The sequence below is a fragment of the Duganella sp. S19_KUP01_CR8 genome (assembly GCF_036688705.1).
Taxonomy (GTDB): Bacteria; Pseudomonadota; Gammaproteobacteria; order Burkholderiales; family Burkholderiaceae_D; genus Rugamonas.
The window spans coordinates 1-17,925 of the sequence record NZ_JAQQPR010000046.1 but is presented as its reverse complement, the minus strand read 5'-3'; the positions used below and the strand labels follow the sequence as shown (position 1 = coordinate 17,925).

General features: G+C 66.8%; 15 protein-coding genes and 1 pseudogene. 10 read left to right on the top strand and 6 right to left on the bottom strand.

Translation table 11 applies throughout. The annotated features are described in order from the left end of the window. Positions 1-123: 123 nt before the first annotated feature. Entirely contained in the window at positions 124-2,691 is a 2,568-nt protein-coding gene (locus V6M89_RS28755) for a TonB-dependent receptor (protein ID WP_332856429.1), read from the top strand. A 78-nt stretch (positions 2,692-2,769) separates the two neighbouring features. Next, entirely contained in the window at positions 2,770-4,317 is a 1,548-nt protein-coding gene (locus V6M89_RS28750; protein ID WP_332856428.1) for a methyl-accepting chemotaxis protein, read from the top strand. A 32-nt stretch (positions 4,318-4,349) separates the two neighbouring features. Here the strand turns inward: V6M89_RS28750 and V6M89_RS28745 are convergent, their stop codons facing one another. Continuing rightward, positions 4,350-5,150 (bottom strand): response regulator transcription factor, encoded by an 801-nt coding sequence (locus V6M89_RS28745; protein ID WP_332856427.1) that lies wholly within the window; start codon positions 5,148-5,150, stop codon positions 4,350-4,352. A gap of 274 nt (positions 5,151-5,424) precedes the next feature. Between V6M89_RS28745 and V6M89_RS28740 the strand changes: the two genes are divergently transcribed. Continuing rightward, positions 5,425-5,916: a winged helix-turn-helix transcriptional regulator gene (locus V6M89_RS28740; RefSeq protein WP_116992689.1), complete on the top strand. Its 492-nt coding sequence runs from the start codon at positions 5,425-5,427 to the stop codon at positions 5,914-5,916. A 7-nt stretch (positions 5,917-5,923) separates the two neighbouring features. On the opposite strand, the gene V6M89_RS28735 is transcribed toward V6M89_RS28740, so the two are convergent. Genes V6M89_RS28735 through V6M89_RS28725 form a run of 3 tightly spaced genes read right to left on the bottom strand, consistent with a single transcriptional unit; the run spans position 5,924 to position 7,653 of the window. After that, on the bottom strand, positions 5,924-6,775 hold the full coding sequence (locus tag V6M89_RS28735) for an anti-sigma factor family protein (RefSeq protein WP_332856426.1): 852 nt from the start codon (positions 6,773-6,775) through the stop codon (positions 5,924-5,926). Next, positions 6,772-7,275, bottom strand: coding sequence for an RNA polymerase sigma factor (locus V6M89_RS28730; RefSeq protein WP_332856425.1), 504 nt, complete (start codon positions 7,273-7,275; stop codon positions 6,772-6,774). The genes V6M89_RS28735 and V6M89_RS28730 overlap by 4 nt, the downstream gene beginning before the upstream one ends. Before the next feature lie 9 nt (positions 7,276-7,284). After that, positions 7,285-7,653, bottom strand: a complete 369-nt coding sequence (locus V6M89_RS28725) for a COG4315 family predicted lipoprotein (RefSeq protein WP_332856424.1) — start codon at positions 7,651-7,653, stop codon at positions 7,285-7,287. Between the two features lie 347 nt (positions 7,654-8,000). Here V6M89_RS28725 and V6M89_RS28720 point away from each other — a divergent pair, with 347 nt between their 5' ends. Next, positions 8,001-10,853: a sensor domain-containing diguanylate cyclase gene (locus V6M89_RS28720; RefSeq protein ID WP_332856440.1), complete on the top strand. Its 2,853-nt coding sequence runs from the start codon at positions 8,001-8,003 to the stop codon at positions 10,851-10,853. Positions 10,854-10,930: 77 nt separating this feature from the next. Here V6M89_RS28720 and V6M89_RS28715 read toward each other — a convergent pair whose 3' ends face one another. After that, positions 10,931-11,389: an OsmC family protein gene (locus V6M89_RS28715; RefSeq protein ID WP_332856423.1), complete on the bottom strand. Its 459-nt coding sequence runs from the start codon at positions 11,387-11,389 to the stop codon at positions 10,931-10,933. Between the two features lie 83 nt (positions 11,390-11,472). On the opposite strand from V6M89_RS28715, the gene V6M89_RS28710 reads away from it, so the two are divergent. From V6M89_RS28710 to V6M89_RS28690, 5 genes are all read left to right on the top strand, one after another. Continuing rightward, positions 11,473-12,030 carry a DNA-3-methyladenine glycosylase I gene (locus V6M89_RS28710; RefSeq protein ID WP_332856422.1) on the top strand — a complete coding sequence of 186 codons (558 nt, stop codon included), beginning with the start codon at positions 11,473-11,475 and terminating at the stop codon, positions 12,028-12,030. Then, entirely contained in the window at positions 12,030-13,745 is a 1,716-nt protein-coding gene (gene mnmC, locus V6M89_RS28705; RefSeq protein ID WP_332856439.1) for an FAD-dependent 5-carboxymethylaminomethyl-2-thiouridine(34) oxidoreductase MnmC, read from the top strand. The genes V6M89_RS28710 and mnmC overlap by 1 nt, the downstream gene beginning before the upstream one ends. Before the next feature lie 144 nt (positions 13,746-13,889). Further along, positions 13,890-14,615: a sensor histidine kinase gene (locus V6M89_RS28700; protein WP_332856421.1), complete on the top strand. Its 726-nt coding sequence runs from the start codon at positions 13,890-13,892 to the stop codon at positions 14,613-14,615. Next, positions 14,612-16,339, top strand: a complete 1,728-nt coding sequence (locus V6M89_RS28695; protein WP_332856420.1) for a tetratricopeptide repeat protein — start codon at positions 14,612-14,614, stop codon at positions 16,337-16,339. The genes V6M89_RS28700 and V6M89_RS28695 overlap by 4 nt, the downstream gene beginning before the upstream one ends. Before the next feature lie 165 nt (positions 16,340-16,504). Continuing rightward, a complete protein-coding gene (locus tag V6M89_RS28690; RefSeq protein WP_229224756.1) occupies positions 16,505-16,687 on the top strand; it encodes a hypothetical protein in 183 nt (60 codons plus the stop codon). 24 nt (positions 16,688-16,711) lie between these two features. Here the strand turns inward: V6M89_RS28690 and V6M89_RS28685 are convergent, their stop codons facing one another. Continuing rightward, a complete protein-coding gene (locus tag V6M89_RS28685; protein ID WP_332856419.1) occupies positions 16,712-17,413 on the bottom strand; it encodes a PhaM family polyhydroxyalkanoate granule multifunctional regulatory protein in 702 nt (233 codons plus the stop codon). A gap of 158 nt (positions 17,414-17,571) precedes the next feature. On the opposite strand from V6M89_RS28685, the pseudogene V6M89_RS28680 reads away from it, so the two are divergent. Next, a pseudogene (locus V6M89_RS28680) lies at positions 17,572-17,925 on the top strand (DUF3108 domain-containing protein); the annotation flags it as partial.

Genomic DNA, 17,925 nt, shown 5'->3' with positions numbered 1-17,925 from the left:
GCATGTGCCGCGCCGCCTTGTAATACCCATACCGCAGCACCACCCGCAGTCCCACGACGTCCATCGTTCCGGCCCACCAGGCCGGAGGCGCCCGTACGTCCCTGAACCCCAACAAGAGGAATCATGTTCAAACCACTCAGCATCACCCTGGCGCTGGCCGCCGCCTTCCCGCAACTGGTCCACGCCGAGCAGGCCGCCGCCGCCGCCGATACTGCGCGCGTCATCGTCACCGGCTCGAATATCCGCGTCACCGAGAAAGAGGGCGCGGCGGCCATGGAAGTGATCAGCGCCAAGGACATCGCCGCCAGCGGCAAGACCAGCATCGCCGACGTCATCCGTTCGATCGCCGCCAACAGCGGCAACAGCTACAACGAGCAGTACACCGGCAGCTTCTCGGCCGGCACGGCCGGCGTGTCGCTGCGCGGCCTGGGGCAGAAGAACACGCTGATCCTGGTCAACGGCAAGCGCGTCAGCCCGTATGCGACGGCGCAGGATATGCAGGAAGTGTTTGTCGACCTGAACAGCCTGCCGATGGCGGCGGTGCAGCGCATCGAAGTGCTGAAGGACGGCGCCTCGTCGATCTACGGTTCGGACGCGGTGGCCGGCGTGGTCAACATCATCCTGTACCAGGAGTTCAAGGGCACCGAGCTGACGGTGGAGGGCGGCGCGTCGACCCAGGGCACGGGCCAGACCGACCGCCGCGCGGCGCTGCAGACCGGCATCGGCTCGCTGGCGGAGAATGGTTACAGCCTGGTGTTCGCGCTCGACGCCCAGCAGCGCAGCAAGCTGCAGCAGACCGACGTCGACTGGATGCGCGGCAGCGATTTCCGCAGCGAGCAGAACGGCACGCTGGCCTGGGTGCCGACCAACTACTACGGCAGCGACGCCACCAGGCTGCTGGGCGGCTTGCAGGGGCCGCTGGAACTGAAACCCTACGGCGCCATCACCGAAGGCAAGCAGGGCCAGGTGCAGGCCTACAATCCGGCCGCGTACAAGACGCTGATCCCGGCGGTCAAGCGCCTGCACGCCTCGGTGCGCGGCACCGTGCAGCTGACGCCGGAGCTGGCGGCCTATGCCGACCTGCTGTACAGCTATTCGCGCGCCGACCAGACCTTCGGCGCGCCGCTGACCGTCAGCAGCGCGCTGCGCGCCTGGAACAACCAGAGCAAAAAGCTCGACAGCATCAACGCGGCGCTGCCGGTCGGCCATCCGAACAATCCGGGCACGACGCCGGTGGCGATCACCGCCACGCTGTTCGACCTCGGCCCGCGCCTGAAGGCCGACAAGGTGGACTTCTACCGCGCGCTGGGCGGCGTCAAGGGCCAGCTGGCGGGCTGGGAGGTGGACGCTTCGCTGGGCCGCTCGGCCAGCACGCTGGAGGAGACGGTGCAGAATTTCGTCAACCGCTACGAGTTTGAAAAAGTGCTGGCCGACGGCAGCTACAACTTCGCCGACCAGAGCAAGAACAGCGAGGCGGTGCGCAACCGCCTGCGCCTGTCGACCCTGCGTCCGGCGCAAGCGCGCCTGACCACGCTGGACTTCTCCGCCGCGCGCGATCTGCTGAACCTGCCCGCCGGCCCGCTGGGCCTGGCGCTCGGCGGCCAGTGGCGCCGCGAGGAGATGAACTCGAACACTTCGAGCGCGGTGCTGTCGGGCACCGAGCTGCGTCCGGCCATCAACATCATCAAGGGCGAGCGCGATGTGTCGGCCCTGTTTGCCGAGCTGAACGCGCCGCTGGCCAGCGGCCTCAATCTGAACCTGGCCGGCCGCGCCGACCACTACAGCGACTTCGGCAACGCCTTCTCGCCCAAGGCCAGCCTGCGCTACGAGGCGGCGCCAGGGGTGCTGTTGCGCGGCACCGTGTCGCGCGGCTTCCGCGCGCCGTCGCTGCCGGAAATCACCAACAGCAATTCGGTCAGCTACGGTTCGGTGGTCGATCCGCGCGATCCGATCGCGCCCAAGCAGGCGCGCGGCGTCACCCACGTCACCACCGCCAACGCCGCGCTGCGGCCCGAGCGTTCTGACAACCTCAACCTCGGCATCGTGCTGGCCCCGAGCAGCACCAGCAGCATCGGCATCGACTACTTCCGCATCAACACGCGCGGCGTGATCGGCACCGACAGCAGCGAGACCATCATCGCCGCCAACCGCCCGGGCCAGGTGGTGCGCGACGCCGACGGCCGCATCAGCACCTTGTATCTGCAGTACAGCAACCAGGGCGACCGCGTCGTTTCCGGCGTCGACCTCGACCTGCGCCAGAGCTGGACCAGCGCCGCCTACGGCAAGCTGGCGCTGCACGCGCAACTGAGCCGCTTGCTGCGCTTCGCCGCGCCGCTGTCGGAAGGCGAGCCGCTGACCAATGGCGCCGGCAACAACTACTTCGGCACCTTGCCGGCCTGGCGCGGCGTGAGCACGGCGACCTGGGAGATCGCCAGCTGGAGCAGCACGCTGAGCTGGAACTATGTCAGCGGCTACGACCAGACCTCGCGCCCCGGCGAGCATGTGTCGCCCTACGCCACCTTCGACCTGAGCGTGTCGCGCAAGCTGAGCGCGGCCACCACGCTGACCCTGGCGGTGCAAAACCTGGCCGACAAGCGGCCGTCCTGGGATTCCTCGACCGCCTTCTTCGACTTTACCCAGGCCGATCCGCGTGGCCGCTTTGCCTCGCTCAGGCTCAACACCAGGTTCTAAGCATGCAATGAAAGGGTGACTTTCACGGTCACCCGTTCTATGATGATATTTCCATAAGGAATTACCAGAGGAGATACCATGCAATGGTTTTACGACTTAAAAATCGGCAAAAAGCTGATTGTCGCGTTTGGCGTGGTGATCGCATTGACCTGCTGCCTGGGCCTGTTCTCGCTCAGCCAGCTGGCCAAGGTGAACCAGTCGTCGACCGACATCGCCACCAACTGGATGCCGGCGGTGCGCTACCTGGGGCAGATGCAAGCCTCGCTGTCGCGCTACCGGATTTCCGAAGCCACCCATATCCTGCTGACCGAAGAAGCCGAGATGAGCACCACCGACAAGTCGATGGCGACCCGGCTGGAAACTTTGCGCAAACAGCAAGCCTCGTATGCTGCGCTGGTGTCCGAGCCGGAAGAGAAGCGCATCTACGGCGAGCTGCAGAAATCGCTGGACGAGTACATGGCCGCCAGCGGCAAGCTGGCGGCGTTGTCGCGCGCCGGCACCAAGGATGAGGCCCGCACCTTGTTCCGCGGCGGCTCCAACAAGCTGTTCCGCCAGGTCAACGAGCAGCTCGACGCGCTGGTCAAGATCAACGACGACGGCAGCGCCGCCGCCGACCAGTCGGCCACCGATACCTATTCGATGTCGCGCAAGATGATCCTCGGCACGCTGCTGCTGCTGATCGTGGTCAGCATGGTGCTGGCGACGGCGGTGGCGCGCATCGTCGCCGGGCCGCTGCAGGAGGCGGTGGGCATCGCCCAGCGCGTGGCCGACGGCGACCTGACCGGCCACATCGCCAGCCAGAGCAAGGATGAAACCGGCCAGCTGATGCATTCGCTCAAGGCCATGAACGACAGCCTGCTGCGGGTGGTGGGCGAGGTGCGCGGCGGTACCGACACCATCGCCACCGCCTCGGCGGAAATCGCCAGCGGCAACCTCGACCTGTCGGCCCGCACCGAGGGCCAGGCCAGCTCGCTGGAGGAAACCGCGTCGGCGATGGAAGAGCTGACCTCGACCGTCAAGCAGAACGCCGACAACGCGCGCCAGGCCAACCAGCTGGCGCAGTCGGCCTCCGGCACCGCGGCCGACGGCGGCAAGGTGGTGGGCGAGGTGATCGCCACCATGGATTCGATCAGCGCCTCGTCGCGCAAGATCGTCGACATTATTTCCGTGATCGACGGCATCGCCTTCCAGACCAACATCCTGGCGCTCAACGCCGCCGTCGAGGCGGCGCGCGCCGGCGAGCAAGGGCGTGGCTTCGCGGTGGTGGCTTCCGAGGTGCGCAACCTGGCGCAGCGCTCGGCGGCGGCGGCCAAGGAAATCAAGGGCCTGATCGACGATTCGGTGCAGCAGGTGGACAAGGGCACGGCGCTGGTGCAGCAGGCCGGCAATACGATGGAGCAGGTGGTGTCCAGCGTGCGCCGCGTCAGCGACGTGGTGGCCGAGATTTCCGCCGCCAGCAGCGAGCAGAGCACCGGCATCGAGGAAGTCAACAAGGCCATCGTGCAGATGGACGAGGTGACGCAGCAGAACGCCGCGCTGGTCGAGCAGGCTGCTGCTGCGGCCGGTTCGCTGCAGGAGCAGGCCGCCAACCTGGCCGGCGTGGTGGCGGTGTTCCGCCTGCGCTGATGCGCCGCACTCTCTGGACAACGCCGCCGGCATCAGCCGTGCGGCGTTTTTTTATGCTGGATGGTCTGGCGGAAGGCGCTCGGGGTGACGCCCAGGCGTTCGCGGAAGGCGGTGGCGAAATTGCCGGCGTTGTTAAAACCGATCATCAGGGCGATGTCCTGGACATCGATATCGGTGTCCTTGAGCAATTCTTCGCCGCGCCGGATGCGGGTTTCGCGGATGAAGGCGAACACCGTCATGCCGGTCTGTTCGCGGAACACATGCGATAGCTTTTCGCGGTAGGTGCCGACGCTGCGGGCGATTTCGGCCAGGCCGGGCAGCGAGGCCAGGTTGTCGGCGATCAGGCGCTTGGCGGCGTTGACGATGACGGCGTCGGGATCGGTTTCGTGGGTCTCGTGGGTCTCATGGGCGTCGCTGGGCGCCGCCGCGCTCGGCCGGCTGGCGCGGCGGGCCAGCTTCAGGTGCACCTGGATGCGCGCCGCCAGCTCGCCCGGCGAAAACGGCTTGGTGACGAAGTCCACGCCGCCGATCGACAGGCCCATGATGCGCTCCTCGTCGGCGTCGGCGCCGCTGAGGAAAATGATGGGGATGTCTTCGGTGACCGGATTGGCCTTGAGCAGGCGGCAGGCGGTGTAGCCGTCCATATTGGGCATGCGCACGTCGAGCAGGATCAGGTCGGGATGCTGGGCCAGCGCCAGCTGGTAGCCTTGCAGGCCGTTGACGGCCACCGAGACTTTATACGGCAGCTCGCTCAGCAGATCGACCAGCATGCGCTGCTCGAACGCGGAATCGTCCACGATCAGGATGCTTGGTTGTGTGTCGCTGGCAGTCATGGTCCACCTTCGATACCTGGTTGATAAGGGTTTATTACGCCCAGTGGCTATTATGCCTATCTTTTGGATTTATTTAACGGATTTAGCCGTGCGGGCCGTTTTCCGCCCCCGGCTTGCAAGACTGTTGCATATTTTTCCTATCCGCGAAATATTTTTAATAGATTTCTACGCAATCAAAACCGTGGTCTCCTGTGGCAAAAGCACATGTTTCTTGGATAGATAATAATGAAATCGCTGTCTTGTGCTAACCCCCCCTGGAACCGAGGAGTCAAAAATGAAACATACCGATTTTGGCCGTATGCCTTGCCCCATCGCCCGCAGCTTGGGAAAAGTTGGGGAGTGGTGGAGTATCCTGATCCTGCGTGATGCGTTCTACGGTCTGTCGCGTTTCGACGAATTTGAAAAAAGCCTGAAAATCGCCCCGAATATGCTGACCCGCCGCCTGGCCGGGCTGGTCGAGGGCGGCCTGATGGAGCGTCGCCAGTACAGCGCCCGTCCGCCGCGCTATGAATACGTGCTGACCAAGTCCGGCCGCGCCTTCAAGCCGGTGCTGCTGGCCTTCATCGCCTGGGGCAACGACCACCTGGCGCCGGAGGGAGCCAGCCTGCTGGTGGTCAGCCGCGAGACCGGCAAGCCGGCCGACCAGGTGCTGGTCGACGCCAACAGCGGCCTGGCCATCAACGACGAGGACTATATGTTCGCGCCGGGCCCTGCCGCCAGCGATCTGATGCGCTCGCGCCTGATCGAGATCAGCAAGCACGCCTGAACTATCATCACAAAGCCGGTTCCAGCTGGGCGTAGACGGCGTTGGCCACGGTGGCCAGCGCCGCCTTGTCCAGGTTGCCGGACAGGGCATAGCCGAAGCGCCCATCTATCCAGTAAAACACACTGACCTGGCCTTCCTGCGCAAAGCGGAAGCCGGTTTCCTTGTTGTGGCTTTGTTCGGTCGATACGTACAAGGTCAGGCGCGCGCCGCTGCCGTCGCGGTACATGAATTGCGCCACCGGCCCGCTCTGGCCGGGCAGCAGCCTTCCTCCCTCCAGCGCATAGCCCTGCGCCGCCAGTTGCGGCGGCTTCAATTGCGCCCCCAGCCGTTTCGACAGCCAGGCCACCAGGTGCGCCTGCTGGTCGGCGCCCACTTCGACCGGATGCCGCACTTCCGGCGTGTAGACCACGTGCGCCAGCGCGGCGCGGCGCGGCAGCGCGGCCAGGCTGACGGCGCCGCCGCGGGTGTCGGCATCGGCCAGGCGGCCGGCCGCATTGTCGGCGGCGCCGTGCAACAGCCAGCCGGCGGCGCCGGCCGACAGCGTCAGCGCCAGCATGGCGGCCGCGCGCAGCGCCGGCGGCCAAGGGTGGCTGGGTCCGGCTTGCGGCGCCAGCCAATCGCGCCAGCCGTGACTCTGCGCGGGCACGATCAGGCGGGCGTTCATGGCCGGCGGCACCGGCTGCTCCAGCACCGGCTGGTACAGCGCGCGCAGCGCCGCGTCGTGATCGCGGTAGGCTTGCAGCCGCGCCGCTTCGGCCGGATGCAGCGCCAGGTGGGCGTCGACCGCGCTGTGCCGGTCGGGCGGCAGGCGGCCGTCGACCCAGGCTTGCAGTTCGGCTTCGGTAACGGGGCTATTCATTTGATGACCTTTAACGGGGCAGGCACGGGCTGGCCTTGCAGGATCAGGCGCAGCCTTTCCCGAGCGCGGGACAGGCGCGACATCACCGTGCCCAGCGGTATATCGAGGGCGGCCGCCACTTCGTCGTAGCGCATGTCTTCCAGCGCCACCATCAGCAGCACTGCGCGCTGTTCCGGCGGCAGTTGTTGCAGCGCCAGGTCCATATCGCGCAGCGCCAGGCCGTCGCCGCTGGTGTCGGCCGAGGCCAGCGGCAGCTCGTCGTCGAGCGGCTCGGTGGCCAGCGCGGGACGGCGCTGCTGGTCCACATGCAGGTTGTGCATGATGCCGAACAGCCAGGCGCGCATGTCGCTGCCGCGCCGCCAGCTGGCCAGCTTGTCCCAGCCGCGTTCGACGGTGTCTTGCACCAGGTCGTCGGCGTCGGCGCGCCCGCCCAGCAGCGCCCGCGCGTAGCGGCGCAGGCGCGGGATGCAGGCGATCAGGCGGTCGCGCTCGTCTTGCATGGGCGGCGCTTAGTCCTTGACCACGTGCCAGATGTCCTTGAAGTTGTCGCCGTTGCGGTCGCCCGGCTTGGTGTCCTTCTTGAACAGGTACAGCGGCTTGCCGTTGTAGGCCAGCTGCTTGGCGCCGTCTTCGCGGGTGATCACGGAATACGGCGCGGCGACGTTGGCGGACGGCGCCACGGCCGGCCAGTTCTCGATGCATGGACCGTTGCAGGCGCTGGTGCCGCTGCCGGCCGCGTCCTTGTCGAAGGTGTAGACGGTCAGGCCGGCCGAATTGACCAGGATGCCGTCTTTCTTGGCGACGGTATCGGCGTGGGCGGCGCCGGCCAGCAGCAGGGCGGCGGCAAACAGGGTGGACAGGCGGGCAACAGGTTTCATGGCTTGGGTCCTTGACGAGTGGGTGGAACGACGTGGAATCGGCGTTGTACCAGGGTATACGTGAGGAACGGGCGGATTATTCCAGCGTCCGCAAAATAAATGTGCGGCGGCCGGGCACGACGCCATCCTACGCCGATCGCCGGCCGGTGGCGATGTTTCTGTGGCCTCAATTAATTTCCATGTGGAATTAAAATGTCTTTGAATTCAGACACTTAACAAGGGCCGGCGGAGCGGTCCGTAAACTGTGGAATAATGCTGGAACAGCGCATACATGCGTTGAGGCAATAGCGCCTGCCGCTCCGACCGGGAGCGGGTGGCACACAGTAAAAGGAAGTTATTTGGTGAAGATGTTTGCGCTCGATGAAGAGCTGGCGCGCTGGCAGGCGGAGTTGTCTGAAGCGCACGGTTCGTCACGCCTGCCGCTGTTGACTGCGCTCGCCTGGCATCTGCGCCAGCGCGACCCGCTGCGCGCGCAAACCTTGTCCGCCGAGATCGCTCCGCTGCTGGCCATGCTGCCGGAAGCCGAGGCGGCCTTGCGGCGCGCCCGCCTGCTGCTGATCGGCGCCGAGGCCGAATGGCTGAACGGCCGGCTGGACACCGCCCAATACCAGGCCGAACAAGCTTTGCAACAGCTGGAACTGGCGTCCGAGCTGCCGGCCCGGGCCAACCGCGCGCGCGCCGACGCCTGCTGGGTGCTGGCCTGGGTCGCCAATGACCGCGGCGACAGCGGCGGCGGCGACCGCTGGCTGGAACAGGCCGCGCTGGCCGCCCGCGCCGCCGGCGACCCGGTGCGCATCGACGTGATCGACGCCGCCTCCGGCATCTGCGACACCTTCAGCGACTGGAAGGTCGCGCAGCAGCGCTGGAGCGGGCGCTTCGGCACCGACCTGTCCGACGTCGCGCTGGTCGCGGCCGGGTGGATCAGCGACTTCTTCGGCACCTGCGCCTTCCAGCGCAGCGACTACGGCCGCGCCATCGGCCACCTCATGCTCAGCTACGAAACCGCGCTGGCGACCGGGCAGATACGCCGCGCCATCATCGTCGCCACCAACATCGGCAACGGCTTCACCAGCCTGAACGCGCACGAGGCGGCGCTGGACTGGATGCAGCGCGGCCTGGACCTGGCGCGCCCGACCGGCTGGCCGCTGAGCATCGGCATGTGCCTGATGCAGACGGCCGAAACCCTGCGCCAGCTGGGTCAGCGCGAAGCGGCGCAAACGCTGCTGCGCGAAGCCCTGAACACGCTGGCGCCCTTGTCCGGTTCGCGCGCCTACGCGGTGGCGCTGGAATACCAGGGCGACCTGGCGCTGGACCTGGGCAACCACGCGGCGGCGCTGGACAGCTTCACCCGCCTGGCCTCGCGCGGCGACGCGCTGGGCCAGAGCGACTTCCAGAGCAGCGCGCGACGCGGCCAGGCGCACGCGCTGTCGCACCTGGGGCGCACCGAGGAAGCGCTGGCCGCCGCGCAAGGCGCGCTGGCGCTGGCGCGCGAACACGCCGACGCCTCCAGCCAGATCGCCGCGCTCAACGTGCTGGCCGACATCCACGCGCGCCACCGGCTGCCGCCGCCGGCCGACATGCAGGCCGCCAATCCGGTGTTGCATTACCTGCAGCTGGCGCTGGAAATCGCCGCCACCATCGAAGGCTACACCGTGCCCGGCGCGCTGCTCGACGCCACCGCGCGCGAGTACGCGGCCATCGGCGACCACGCGCGCGCCTACGCGATCTCCTTGCAGGCCAGCGCCGCGCGCGACCAGACCCACAGCCAGCAAGCGACCAATCGCGCCATCGCGATGCAGGTGCAGTACCAGACCGAACGCGCACAGACCGAAGGCGAGCATCACCGCCAGTTGGCCGCGGCCGAGGCGCAGCGCGCCGAAGTGCTGCAACAGACCAGCGCCACGCTGGAGCACCTGAGCGCCATCGGCCAGGAGATCACCGCCCACCTGGATGCGGCGGCGGTGTTCCGCGCGCTGGACCGCCACGTGCACGGCCTGCTCGACGCCACCCACTTCTCGGTGTTCCTGCTGGAGCCGGGCGAAGAATGGCTGGCCTGCGCTTTCGGCGTGGAGGCCGGCAATCCGGTGCCGCCGGTGCGGATGCCGCTGTCGGACCCGAACGCCAACTCGGCGCGCTGCGTGCGCGAGCGGCGCGAGATCCTGATCGAACTGGGCGAGGCCGATGTCACGCCCAACCTGATCCCCGGCACGCTGCCGACCCTGAGCCTGATGTTCGCGCCGCTGCGGGTGGGGGAGCGCGTGTTGGGCGCGATGACGGTGCAGTCGCTGCTGGCGTCAGCCTACGGCGAGCGCGAACGGCTGATCTTCCGCACCTTGTGCGCCTACGGCGCCATCGCGCTCGACAACGCCAGCGCCTACCGCCAGGTGGCGGCGACCTTGAAGACGCTGAGCGCGACCCAGGAGCAGCTGCTGGAAAAGAACCTGGAACTGGAGCAGGCCTACAAGGCGCTGGAGGAGGTCAGCCTGACCGACCAGCTGACCGGCCTGCGCAACCGCCGCTTCTTCCTGCAAAATGTCGACGTCGATGTGGCCATGAGCTTGCGCGGCTACGACGCCGGCCAGCACCGCGAGCTGACCGAGTGCGACCTGATAGCGCCCAACGACCTGGTGTTCTTCATGGTCGACCTGGACCACTTCAAGGAAGTCAACGATCGTTACGGCCACGCGGCCGGCGATTCCATCCTGGTGCAGATGCAGGAGCGCCTGCGCGAAGTGTTCCGCGAGTCGGACTATGTGATCCGCTGGGGCGGCGAGGAATTCCTGGTGCTGGCGCGCGCCACGCACCGCGACGAGGCGCACGCGGTGGCGGAGCGCATGCGCCGCGCCGTGGCCGACCGAGAGTTCGTGCTGCCGGACGGAGTGCTGCTGGCGAAGACCTGTTCGATCGGCTTCGCCTGCTTCCCCTTCCTGCCGCAGCAACCGCGTTTGCTGTCATGGTCGCAGGTGGTGGAGCTGGCCGACCAGGGTTTGTATGTCGCCAAGCGTTCCGGCCGCAACGCCTGGGCGGCGCTGTACAGCACCGCGGCCACGCAGCCGGACGGCATTTTCCCGCGCCTGATGCAGCATCTGGACCAGGCGGTGGAGGACGGCGAGGTACGGCTGGTCAGCAATCTGACCGGACCGCTGGTGCTGGGCGGCGAACGACGCCGCGTCGGCCTGTCCAGCGACCTCGAGACCTAGCCCACGTCATTCCCGCGAAGGCGGGAATCCATGCTGAGCGTGCGTTCCATGGGTTCCCGCCTGCGCGGGAACGACGGCTATGGGGCCTCGATCACCACTTCGCAATTGAGCGTATTGGCGATGTAGCACTTGTCGTGCGCTTCGTGGTGGATCGCTTCCAGTTCTTCGGCGCCCGGCGGCGCCGTGCCGGCGAAGACGATCGCCGGCCGCAGCGCGATGCGCGTCATCGCCATTTTCCCCGCAGCGTTCTTGCCCAATTCGCCGACGGCATGGTCGCGATAACTGTCCACCGTGTGGCCGCGCTTGGCGGCGATCGACAGGAAGAACAGCATATGGCAGCTGGATGCTGCGGCCACCAGCGCTTCCTCCGGATCGACGGCGGCGGCGTCCGACATCGGCAGCGGCACCGACAGCGGCGATGATGAGGCGGGCACCGTGGCGCCGCCGTCGAACTGCCATGCGTGGGCGCGGCTGTAGCGCTGCCCCAGGAAATCCTGTCCGTTGCGCGTCCATTCAATCTTTGCTTCGAATTGCATGCGATGCTCCGTCGATGAGAGGGGCCTGTATGATACCCCGCCGCTTGTTATACTGCTGTCTTCTCCCCCGATCCCTCCGAGCCATGACCAAGACGCGCTGCAGCTGGGCCAATCCGGCCAATCCCCTCTACCTTGAATACCACGACAAGGAATGGGGCGTGCCTTGCCACGACGAGCGCCGTTTGTTCGAGATGCTGAACCTGGAAGGCGCGCAGGCGGGCCTGAGCTGGGAGACGATACTCAACAAGCGCGAGAACTACCGCGCGGCCTTCGACCAGTGGGACGCCGAAAAGATCGCCGCCTACGACGCCGACAAGGTGGCCGCGCTGCTGGCCGACGCCGGCATCGTGCGCAACCGCCTGAAGGTGGCTGCGGCGATCACCAATGCCCAGGCCTACCTGCGCCTGCGCGCCGGCGGCGTCACGCTGGACCAGTGGCTGTGGGCCTATGTCGGCGGCAAGCCGCTGGCCGCAGCCGAGGGGCCGCGTCCGGCCAAGACGGAACTGTCGGATCGAATCTCCAAGGACCTCGCCAAGCTGGGATTCAAGTTCGTCGGCTCGACCATCATCTACGCTTATATGCAGGGCATCGGCATGGTGAACGACCATGCGCCGGACTGCTTCTGCCGGGCGCGCAAGTGATGACGCGGCGGGTGGTGCTGGACACGGAATTCGGCCACGGCGAGCGCTTCATGGCCGAGTGGCGCGCCTTGCCGCGGCAGGGCGTTCTGCATTACCTGGCCGTGACGCCGCAAGTGCCGTCGGCCGATACACTGACCGACACGCAGCTGCGCGCCTTGTGGCCGCTGAATGTGCCGGGCTTCCATCGCATCCTGCTCGACGACGGCCGCGTCACGCTGGACCTGCTGGTAGGCGCCCTGGACGCGGTACTGTCGCAGATCACCGCGCGGGTGGACGCCTTCCATGTCGACGCCTCGTTCCCCGCATCGCTGGCGCGCAGCCTGGCCAAGCTGGCGGTGCTGGGCGCCACCCTGAACGCGCAGTCGCCGGACGAAGCACTGGCCTGGGCATTGACGGCGGCGGGCTTTGCCTGCCGGGCCGTCGATGGCACGCAAGACATCAGCGCGGTCTACCAGAGCCGCAAACCGCAGCCGGAAGCGCCACCGGCCCCGGTGCGCCGCGCGATCGTGATCGGTGCCGGATTGGCCGGTTCGTCGGCCAGCCATCGCCTGTGCGCCAACGGTTGGCAGGTCACGCTGATCGAACGCCACGCGGCGCCGGCGCAGGAAGCGTCCGGCAACCTGGCCGGCATCTTCATGCCGTTGCTGTCCAAAGACGACAACATCCCCACGCGCCTGAGCCGCGCCGCCTACACCTTCGCGCTGCGCGAGTGGCGTCGGCTCGGCGGCGTCGGCCAGGCATTTGAAGGCGCCGGCTGCGGCGTGCTGCAACTGGCGCGCGATGCCGAACATGCGACGGTGCAGCAGGACGTCGTGGCCGCATGGGATTATCCGTCGGAGTATGTGCGCTGGCTGGAGGCCGCCGCCGCCGGCGAACTGCTGGGCGGCCCTACGCCGCACGGCGGCTGGCTGTTTGAGCTGGGCGGCTGGGTGCGTCCCGCATCGCTGTGCGAGGCGATGCTGGATGCCTGCGGCGAACGCTTGCGGCGCGTGTTCGCGGCCGAAGCGCTTGACCTGCAGCGCGTGGACGGCGAGTGGCAAGTGCGCGCCACCGACGGCACGCTGATCGCGCAGGCGCCGACCGTGGTGCTGGCCAACGGCGCCAGCGCCATCAACATAGCGCAGGCGGCCGAGCTGCCGCTGGCTCGGTTACGAGGGCAGGTCACGCACTTGGCGGTACCCGATCCCGCCGGCGATGCGCACGACGCCCGCGACGCGCACACGCCGTCGCCGCCGCTGCTGCCGCTGGTGGTCTGCCGCGAGGCCTACGTCACGCCGCCGTCCAACGGCATCGTCTGCGCCGGCGCCACCTACGACAACGACGACGACACCGAACTACGCGCCTCCAGCCAGCTGGAAAACCTGACCCGCCTCGCCGAGATCGTGCCCGGCGAGGCCGTCGCCGCATTGGCCGCCAGCGCGCCGCTGGCGGGCCGCGTCGGCTTCCGCTGCGCCGCGCCGGACCGCCTGCCGCTGGCGGGCGCATTGCCCGACTATCCGTCCGCCGGCCGGCTCGAACGCCTGCGCGACGTGCCGCGCCATCCCGGCCTGCATGGCCTGCTGGGCTACGCCTCGCGCGGCTTGATCTGGGCGCCGCTGATGGCGGAACTGCTGGTATCACAGCTGGAAAACGCGCCGCCGCCGCTGGAAGCGATGCTGGTCGATGCGCTCGATCCCGGCCGTTTCCTGCTCAAACAGCGCCGCCGCAGCCAGTAACCGTGGCTCTGTCTTCGTTGCGTTCGCGCAAACACCGCGTCGCACGGCGTCATCCTTGCTTGGGCGCTGCCAACTCCACAGGCTATAATGCAGCACTAACAACAATCCCAATCGCGCCTGGCGCCGTCCATGGAGAACCGAACGATGGATGAAGAAGATGCGCAGCACTACGAAGGGTCGCCGGAGCTGTTCATGTTCCTGGCGTCGACTGTGCACGACATGAAGAATTCGATCGGCGTCCTCAATGGCACGCTGGAGAATCTGCTGGCGGCGACGCCCGCATCGACCGAGCAGCCAGGCTACGAACAGCTGGGCCAAATGCTGTACCAGACCAAACGCCTCAACGACAACCTGATCCAGCTGCTGGCCTTGTACAAGGACGTCGGCAAGCCAGGCTATCCGTTCGACCCTGCCGCCTGCCGCATCAGCGAGTTGGTCGAACAGGTGGCGGGACAGGCGCGCACGCTGCTGCATTCGCGCGGCATCGCGCTCGACCTGGACTTCCCGCAGGACGCCATCTGGACCATGGACGAAGACCTGATCATCGGGGTGCTGGTCCACGCCATCAACAACGCCATCCGCTACACGCGCGACCGTTTGCGCCTGGCGGTACGCGTGGACGGCGACTATCTCGAGCTGCGCGTCGAGGACAACGGCGCCGGCTTCCCGCCGTCGCTGCTGGAGGCGGGCGCCAGCGCCATGAACAGCCAGCGCAGCGCGGTCAACTTCCTCAACAACAGCAGCGGCCTCGGTCTCTACTTCTCCAGCGAAGTGGCGAAGATGCACAAGTACCGCCAACGCAGCGGCGGCATCGCGCTGGAAAACGGCGGCACCCTGGGCGGCGGCTGTTTCGTCCTGCGATTGCCATGAGCGTCGAAGCGATAACCGCCGTCGCGGAAGGCGCCGTCGATTGGGCCGAGAAGCGCTACCTGCTGGTCGACGATTTTGTCGGCATCCGCCAGCTGCTGCGCGAATCGCTGCGCAACCTCGGAGCCAAGCATATCGACCAGGCGGCCAGCGGCGGCGAGGCGATGGTGCTGCTGTCGAAGACCCGCTACGACGTGGTGCTGTGCGATTACAATCTCGGCGACGGCAAGAACGGCCAGCAGGTGCTGGAGGAAGCGCGCATCCGCAACCTGATGCTGCCCAGTAGCGTGTGGCTGATGGTGTCCGCTGAAAAAAGCGTGGAGTCGGTGATGGGCGCGGCCGAGCACCAGCCGGACGCTTACATCATCAAGCCGATCACCGAGGGCGTGCTGTTGACGCGCCTGAACCGCGTGTGGAACAAGAAGCAGATCTTCCGCGAAATCGACCAGGCCTTTGCCGACAAGGACTACCTGCGCGCGGCGCGGCTGTGCGACGAGCAGGTGGCCCACAATCCGCTTCATGAAATCGACCTGCTGCGCATGAAGGCCACGCTGCTGCTCAAGAGCGGCGAGCCGGAACAGGCGCGCAAGGTGTTCGAGCATGTGCTGGAAGAGCGCGACTACAACTGGGCGCGCTGCGGCCTGGCCAAGATCCTGATGAACAACGGCGAGCTTGATGCGGCGCTGGCGATGTTCCAGGCGGTGATCGCCGACAACCGCTTCTACATCGACGCCTTTGACCAGCTGGCCAAGGCCTTCCAGTTGCAGGGCAAGACCGAGGAAGCCTTCGGCGTGCTGGAAAAGGCGGCCAAGCTGTCGCCCAATTCGGTGCCGCGCCAGCGCGCGCTGGGCCAGACCGCGCTCAAGCTGGAGAAGATCCCGGTGGCGGAGAAGGCCTTCCGCAAATGCATAGAGATCGGCGAGTACTCGGTGATGAAGACGGTGGACGCCTTCTTCGGCCTGGCGCGCGTGTGCGCGCAGAAGAACGACACCAAGGAAGCCATCCGCCTGTTGAACGCGGCGGTGCACCAGTTCGGCGGCGACATGGTCGAGCTGCGCGCCAAGATCACCGAGGGGCTGGTGTATCACGAGACCGGCGACTACCGGCGCGCGCGCAAATCCGGCGATGAGCTGGAAGCGATGCTGGCCGACGAATCCAAGCAGCGGCCGGACACCGAGACCTGCCTCGACATGGCGACGCTGCTGTTCGCGGTCGGCGTCAAGGAGGCGCCGGTGGGACTGCTGTGCTACGTCACCCGCAACAACCACGACAACGTGCCGCTGCTGGAAGACGTGCAGAAGATCTTCGACAAGGCGCGCATGACCGACGAGGGCATGGAGCTGATCAAGTCCTCGCGCAAGGAAGCGGCGGACATGATGAACAAGGGCGTGCTGCTGTGGAAGACCGGTAAGCTGATCGAGGCGGTCGAGTGGATGCGGGTGGCGCGCAAGGCGCTGCCGCACAATATGCGCATCCTGTTCAACTCCGCGCAGATCCTGATCTCGCAGCTGCACCAGACTGGCTATGTACGCGAGCTGGCGGACGAGGCGATCGAGGTGCTGATGCATGTCGACGCCATCGCGCCGGGACAGCAGCGCTTCGCCCAGTTGATGGAGCAGCTGGCGATGCTGGCGCCGATGTCGGGCGTGGTGGCGGCGGCCGCCGCCAGCGAATATGAGGCGGCCAACGGCACCATTCAGGACAAGCATGCGGATGCCCATGAGTGACGGCTGGGCGCAACAGCAAGGCCCGCGGCGGCCTTGTTTCCGGGACAGCAAATGATTACACTGAATTTCGGCGCGGCCTGTCCGCGCCTTGATTCGCTGTCAATATTGAGGGCAAATAAAGGGCACTAAAATATGCGCGATATCGCAAAAGAAGTTTATACAAAAATGAAAGTCGGCAGCGTGGCCTGGATCCGTCCGGTCGCCGCCAAGGGAGACACAGTGGACAGTTTTCAGACCGCCCACGACAGCGCCAAACAGCTCGAAGAGGAAGGCCTGATCGATATCGAGAAGGTGCAGCGACAGGCCGACGGCCTGATTGACGCCATCCGCATCCAGCGGCTGGCGTAATCAGCGCGGCGTTCCGTCAGGCCGTCAGGCCTTGACGGCGGCAGGCTTGGCTTTGGCCGGCGCGCGCTTGCGGGCCGGGGCTTTCTTGGTCGCGGCGGCCGGCGTGCCGGCGGTGCCGGCTGCGGCCGGCTTGGCCTTGGCGGCCGGCGGCGTGGCGGCTGCGGCGGCGAACTTGGCCGCCGTATCGGTGGCGCGTGCTGCGGCCGTAGCCATCATCGACTCGGACGCCATCGCCGTCGACACGGCCTGCTTGAATTGATCTTGCAGCATATTCCACCAGATCGCCGGATTGGCCATTGGGGCGGGGGCCGGCTTGTCCGTCGCTGCCGCTTCCGGCTTTTCGGCCGCCGCCTGGGCGGGGGCCGGAGTTGGTGCCGGCGCTGCGGGTTTCTCTTTGTCCTTGTCCGCCTCGCGGGCGTGGTGGAAGAAGGCCGAGGCGTATGGATTGGCGTCGAAGATGGATTTGTGGTCCTTGCTCTGCGGCTGGTTGACCGCCGCCGCCAGGCTGGCGCCGACCGACTTGAGCGTGGCGATGGTGCCGCGCTGGACTTCCAGCGCCTGGATGCTACCGCGCAGCATGCTCATGTTGAGGTTGAGCCAGGTCTCGACGGCTTTCAGGTCGCTGATCTTCTTGTCCAGCTCTTCCACCGACAGCGTCGGTGCGGTCAGGCCGGGCACGCTCATGCTGCCCCACAGGTTTTTGACGAAGTCCAGCGTATCCGTCATTACTGCTGCGCCTGGTATGTTTGGCATTTGCGTGTGGGCCATGGAAGTCTCCTGTAGGAATAACGTCCAGCGTAGCAGATAAAGGCGCGTGCTTCAAAAGATTTTGACAACATTTCTGCTTGGGCGCGGACTCGGGCCGAACACGTTAAACTAGCGGCATGAGCTTAAGCCCCCATCTATTCCAACGCCGCCGCCTGCTGGTTTTATGTGCAGCCACGCTGGCGCTGCATTACCTGGCGATCGATTGGGTGGGCGACCGCCTCGCGACACAGTCGCACCGGCCGTCGCCGCTGCCGCAGTCGCTGATGACGGCGCAGCTGCGGCTGGCGTTGCCCAGGCATGTGGAGACGCCGCCTGCGGCCGAGGTCCAGCCCTTGCCGCCGGCCGCCAAACCGGCCCGCAAGCCCAAGCCGGCGCCTGAACCTGCGCCGGAAGCCGCGCCGGAACCGGCCGCGCCGCCGGTGGTTGAGAGTGCGCCGGCTGCCGAGGCGTCGGCGGCTGACGGCGGCGCC

Excerpts from the sequence above, each read along its gene's own strand:
- V6M89_RS28730 (WP_332856425.1), bottom strand. The coding sequence starts at position 7,275 with ATGCAAGACGAGCGCGACCGCCTGATCGCCTGCATCCCGCGCCTGCGC.
- V6M89_RS28720 (WP_332856440.1), top strand. The coding sequence starts at position 8,001 with ATGTTTGCGCTCGATGAAGAGCTGGCGCGCTGGCAGGCGGAGTTGTCT.
- mnmC (WP_332856439.1), top strand. The coding sequence starts at position 12,030 with ATGACGCGGCGGGTGGTGCTGGACACGGAATTCGGCCACGGCGAGCGC.
- V6M89_RS28710 (WP_332856422.1), top strand. The coding sequence starts at position 11,473 with ATGACCAAGACGCGCTGCAGCTGGGCCAATCCGGCCAATCCCCTCTAC.
- V6M89_RS28735 (WP_332856426.1), bottom strand. The coding sequence starts at position 6,775 with ATGAATAGCCCCGTTACCGAAGCCGAACTGCAAGCCTGGGTCGACGGC.
- V6M89_RS28745 (WP_332856427.1), bottom strand. The coding sequence starts at position 5,150 with ATGACTGCCAGCGACACACAACCAAGCATCCTGATCGTGGACGATTCC.
- V6M89_RS28715 (WP_332856423.1), bottom strand. The coding sequence starts at position 11,389 with ATGCAATTCGAAGCAAAGATTGAATGGACGCGCAACGGACAGGATTTC.
- V6M89_RS28685 (WP_332856419.1), bottom strand. The coding sequence starts at position 17,413 with ATGACGGATACGCTGGACTTCGTCAAAAACCTGTGGGGCAGCATGAGC.
- V6M89_RS28750 (WP_332856428.1), top strand. The coding sequence starts at position 2,770 with ATGCAATGGTTTTACGACTTAAAAATCGGCAAAAAGCTGATTGTCGCG.
- V6M89_RS28740 (WP_116992689.1), top strand. The coding sequence starts at position 5,425 with ATGAAACATACCGATTTTGGCCGTATGCCTTGCCCCATCGCCCGCAGC.
- V6M89_RS28755 (WP_332856429.1), top strand. The coding sequence starts at position 124 with ATGTTCAAACCACTCAGCATCACCCTGGCGCTGGCCGCCGCCTTCCCG.
- V6M89_RS28690 (WP_229224756.1), top strand. The coding sequence starts at position 16,505 with ATGAAAGTCGGCAGCGTGGCCTGGATCCGTCCGGTCGCCGCCAAGGGA.
- V6M89_RS28695 (WP_332856420.1), top strand. The coding sequence starts at position 14,612 with ATGAGCGTCGAAGCGATAACCGCCGTCGCGGAAGGCGCCGTCGATTGG.
- V6M89_RS28700 (WP_332856421.1), top strand. The coding sequence starts at position 13,890 with ATGGATGAAGAAGATGCGCAGCACTACGAAGGGTCGCCGGAGCTGTTC.
- V6M89_RS28725 (WP_332856424.1), bottom strand. The coding sequence starts at position 7,653 with ATGAAACCTGTTGCCCGCCTGTCCACCCTGTTTGCCGCCGCCCTGCTG.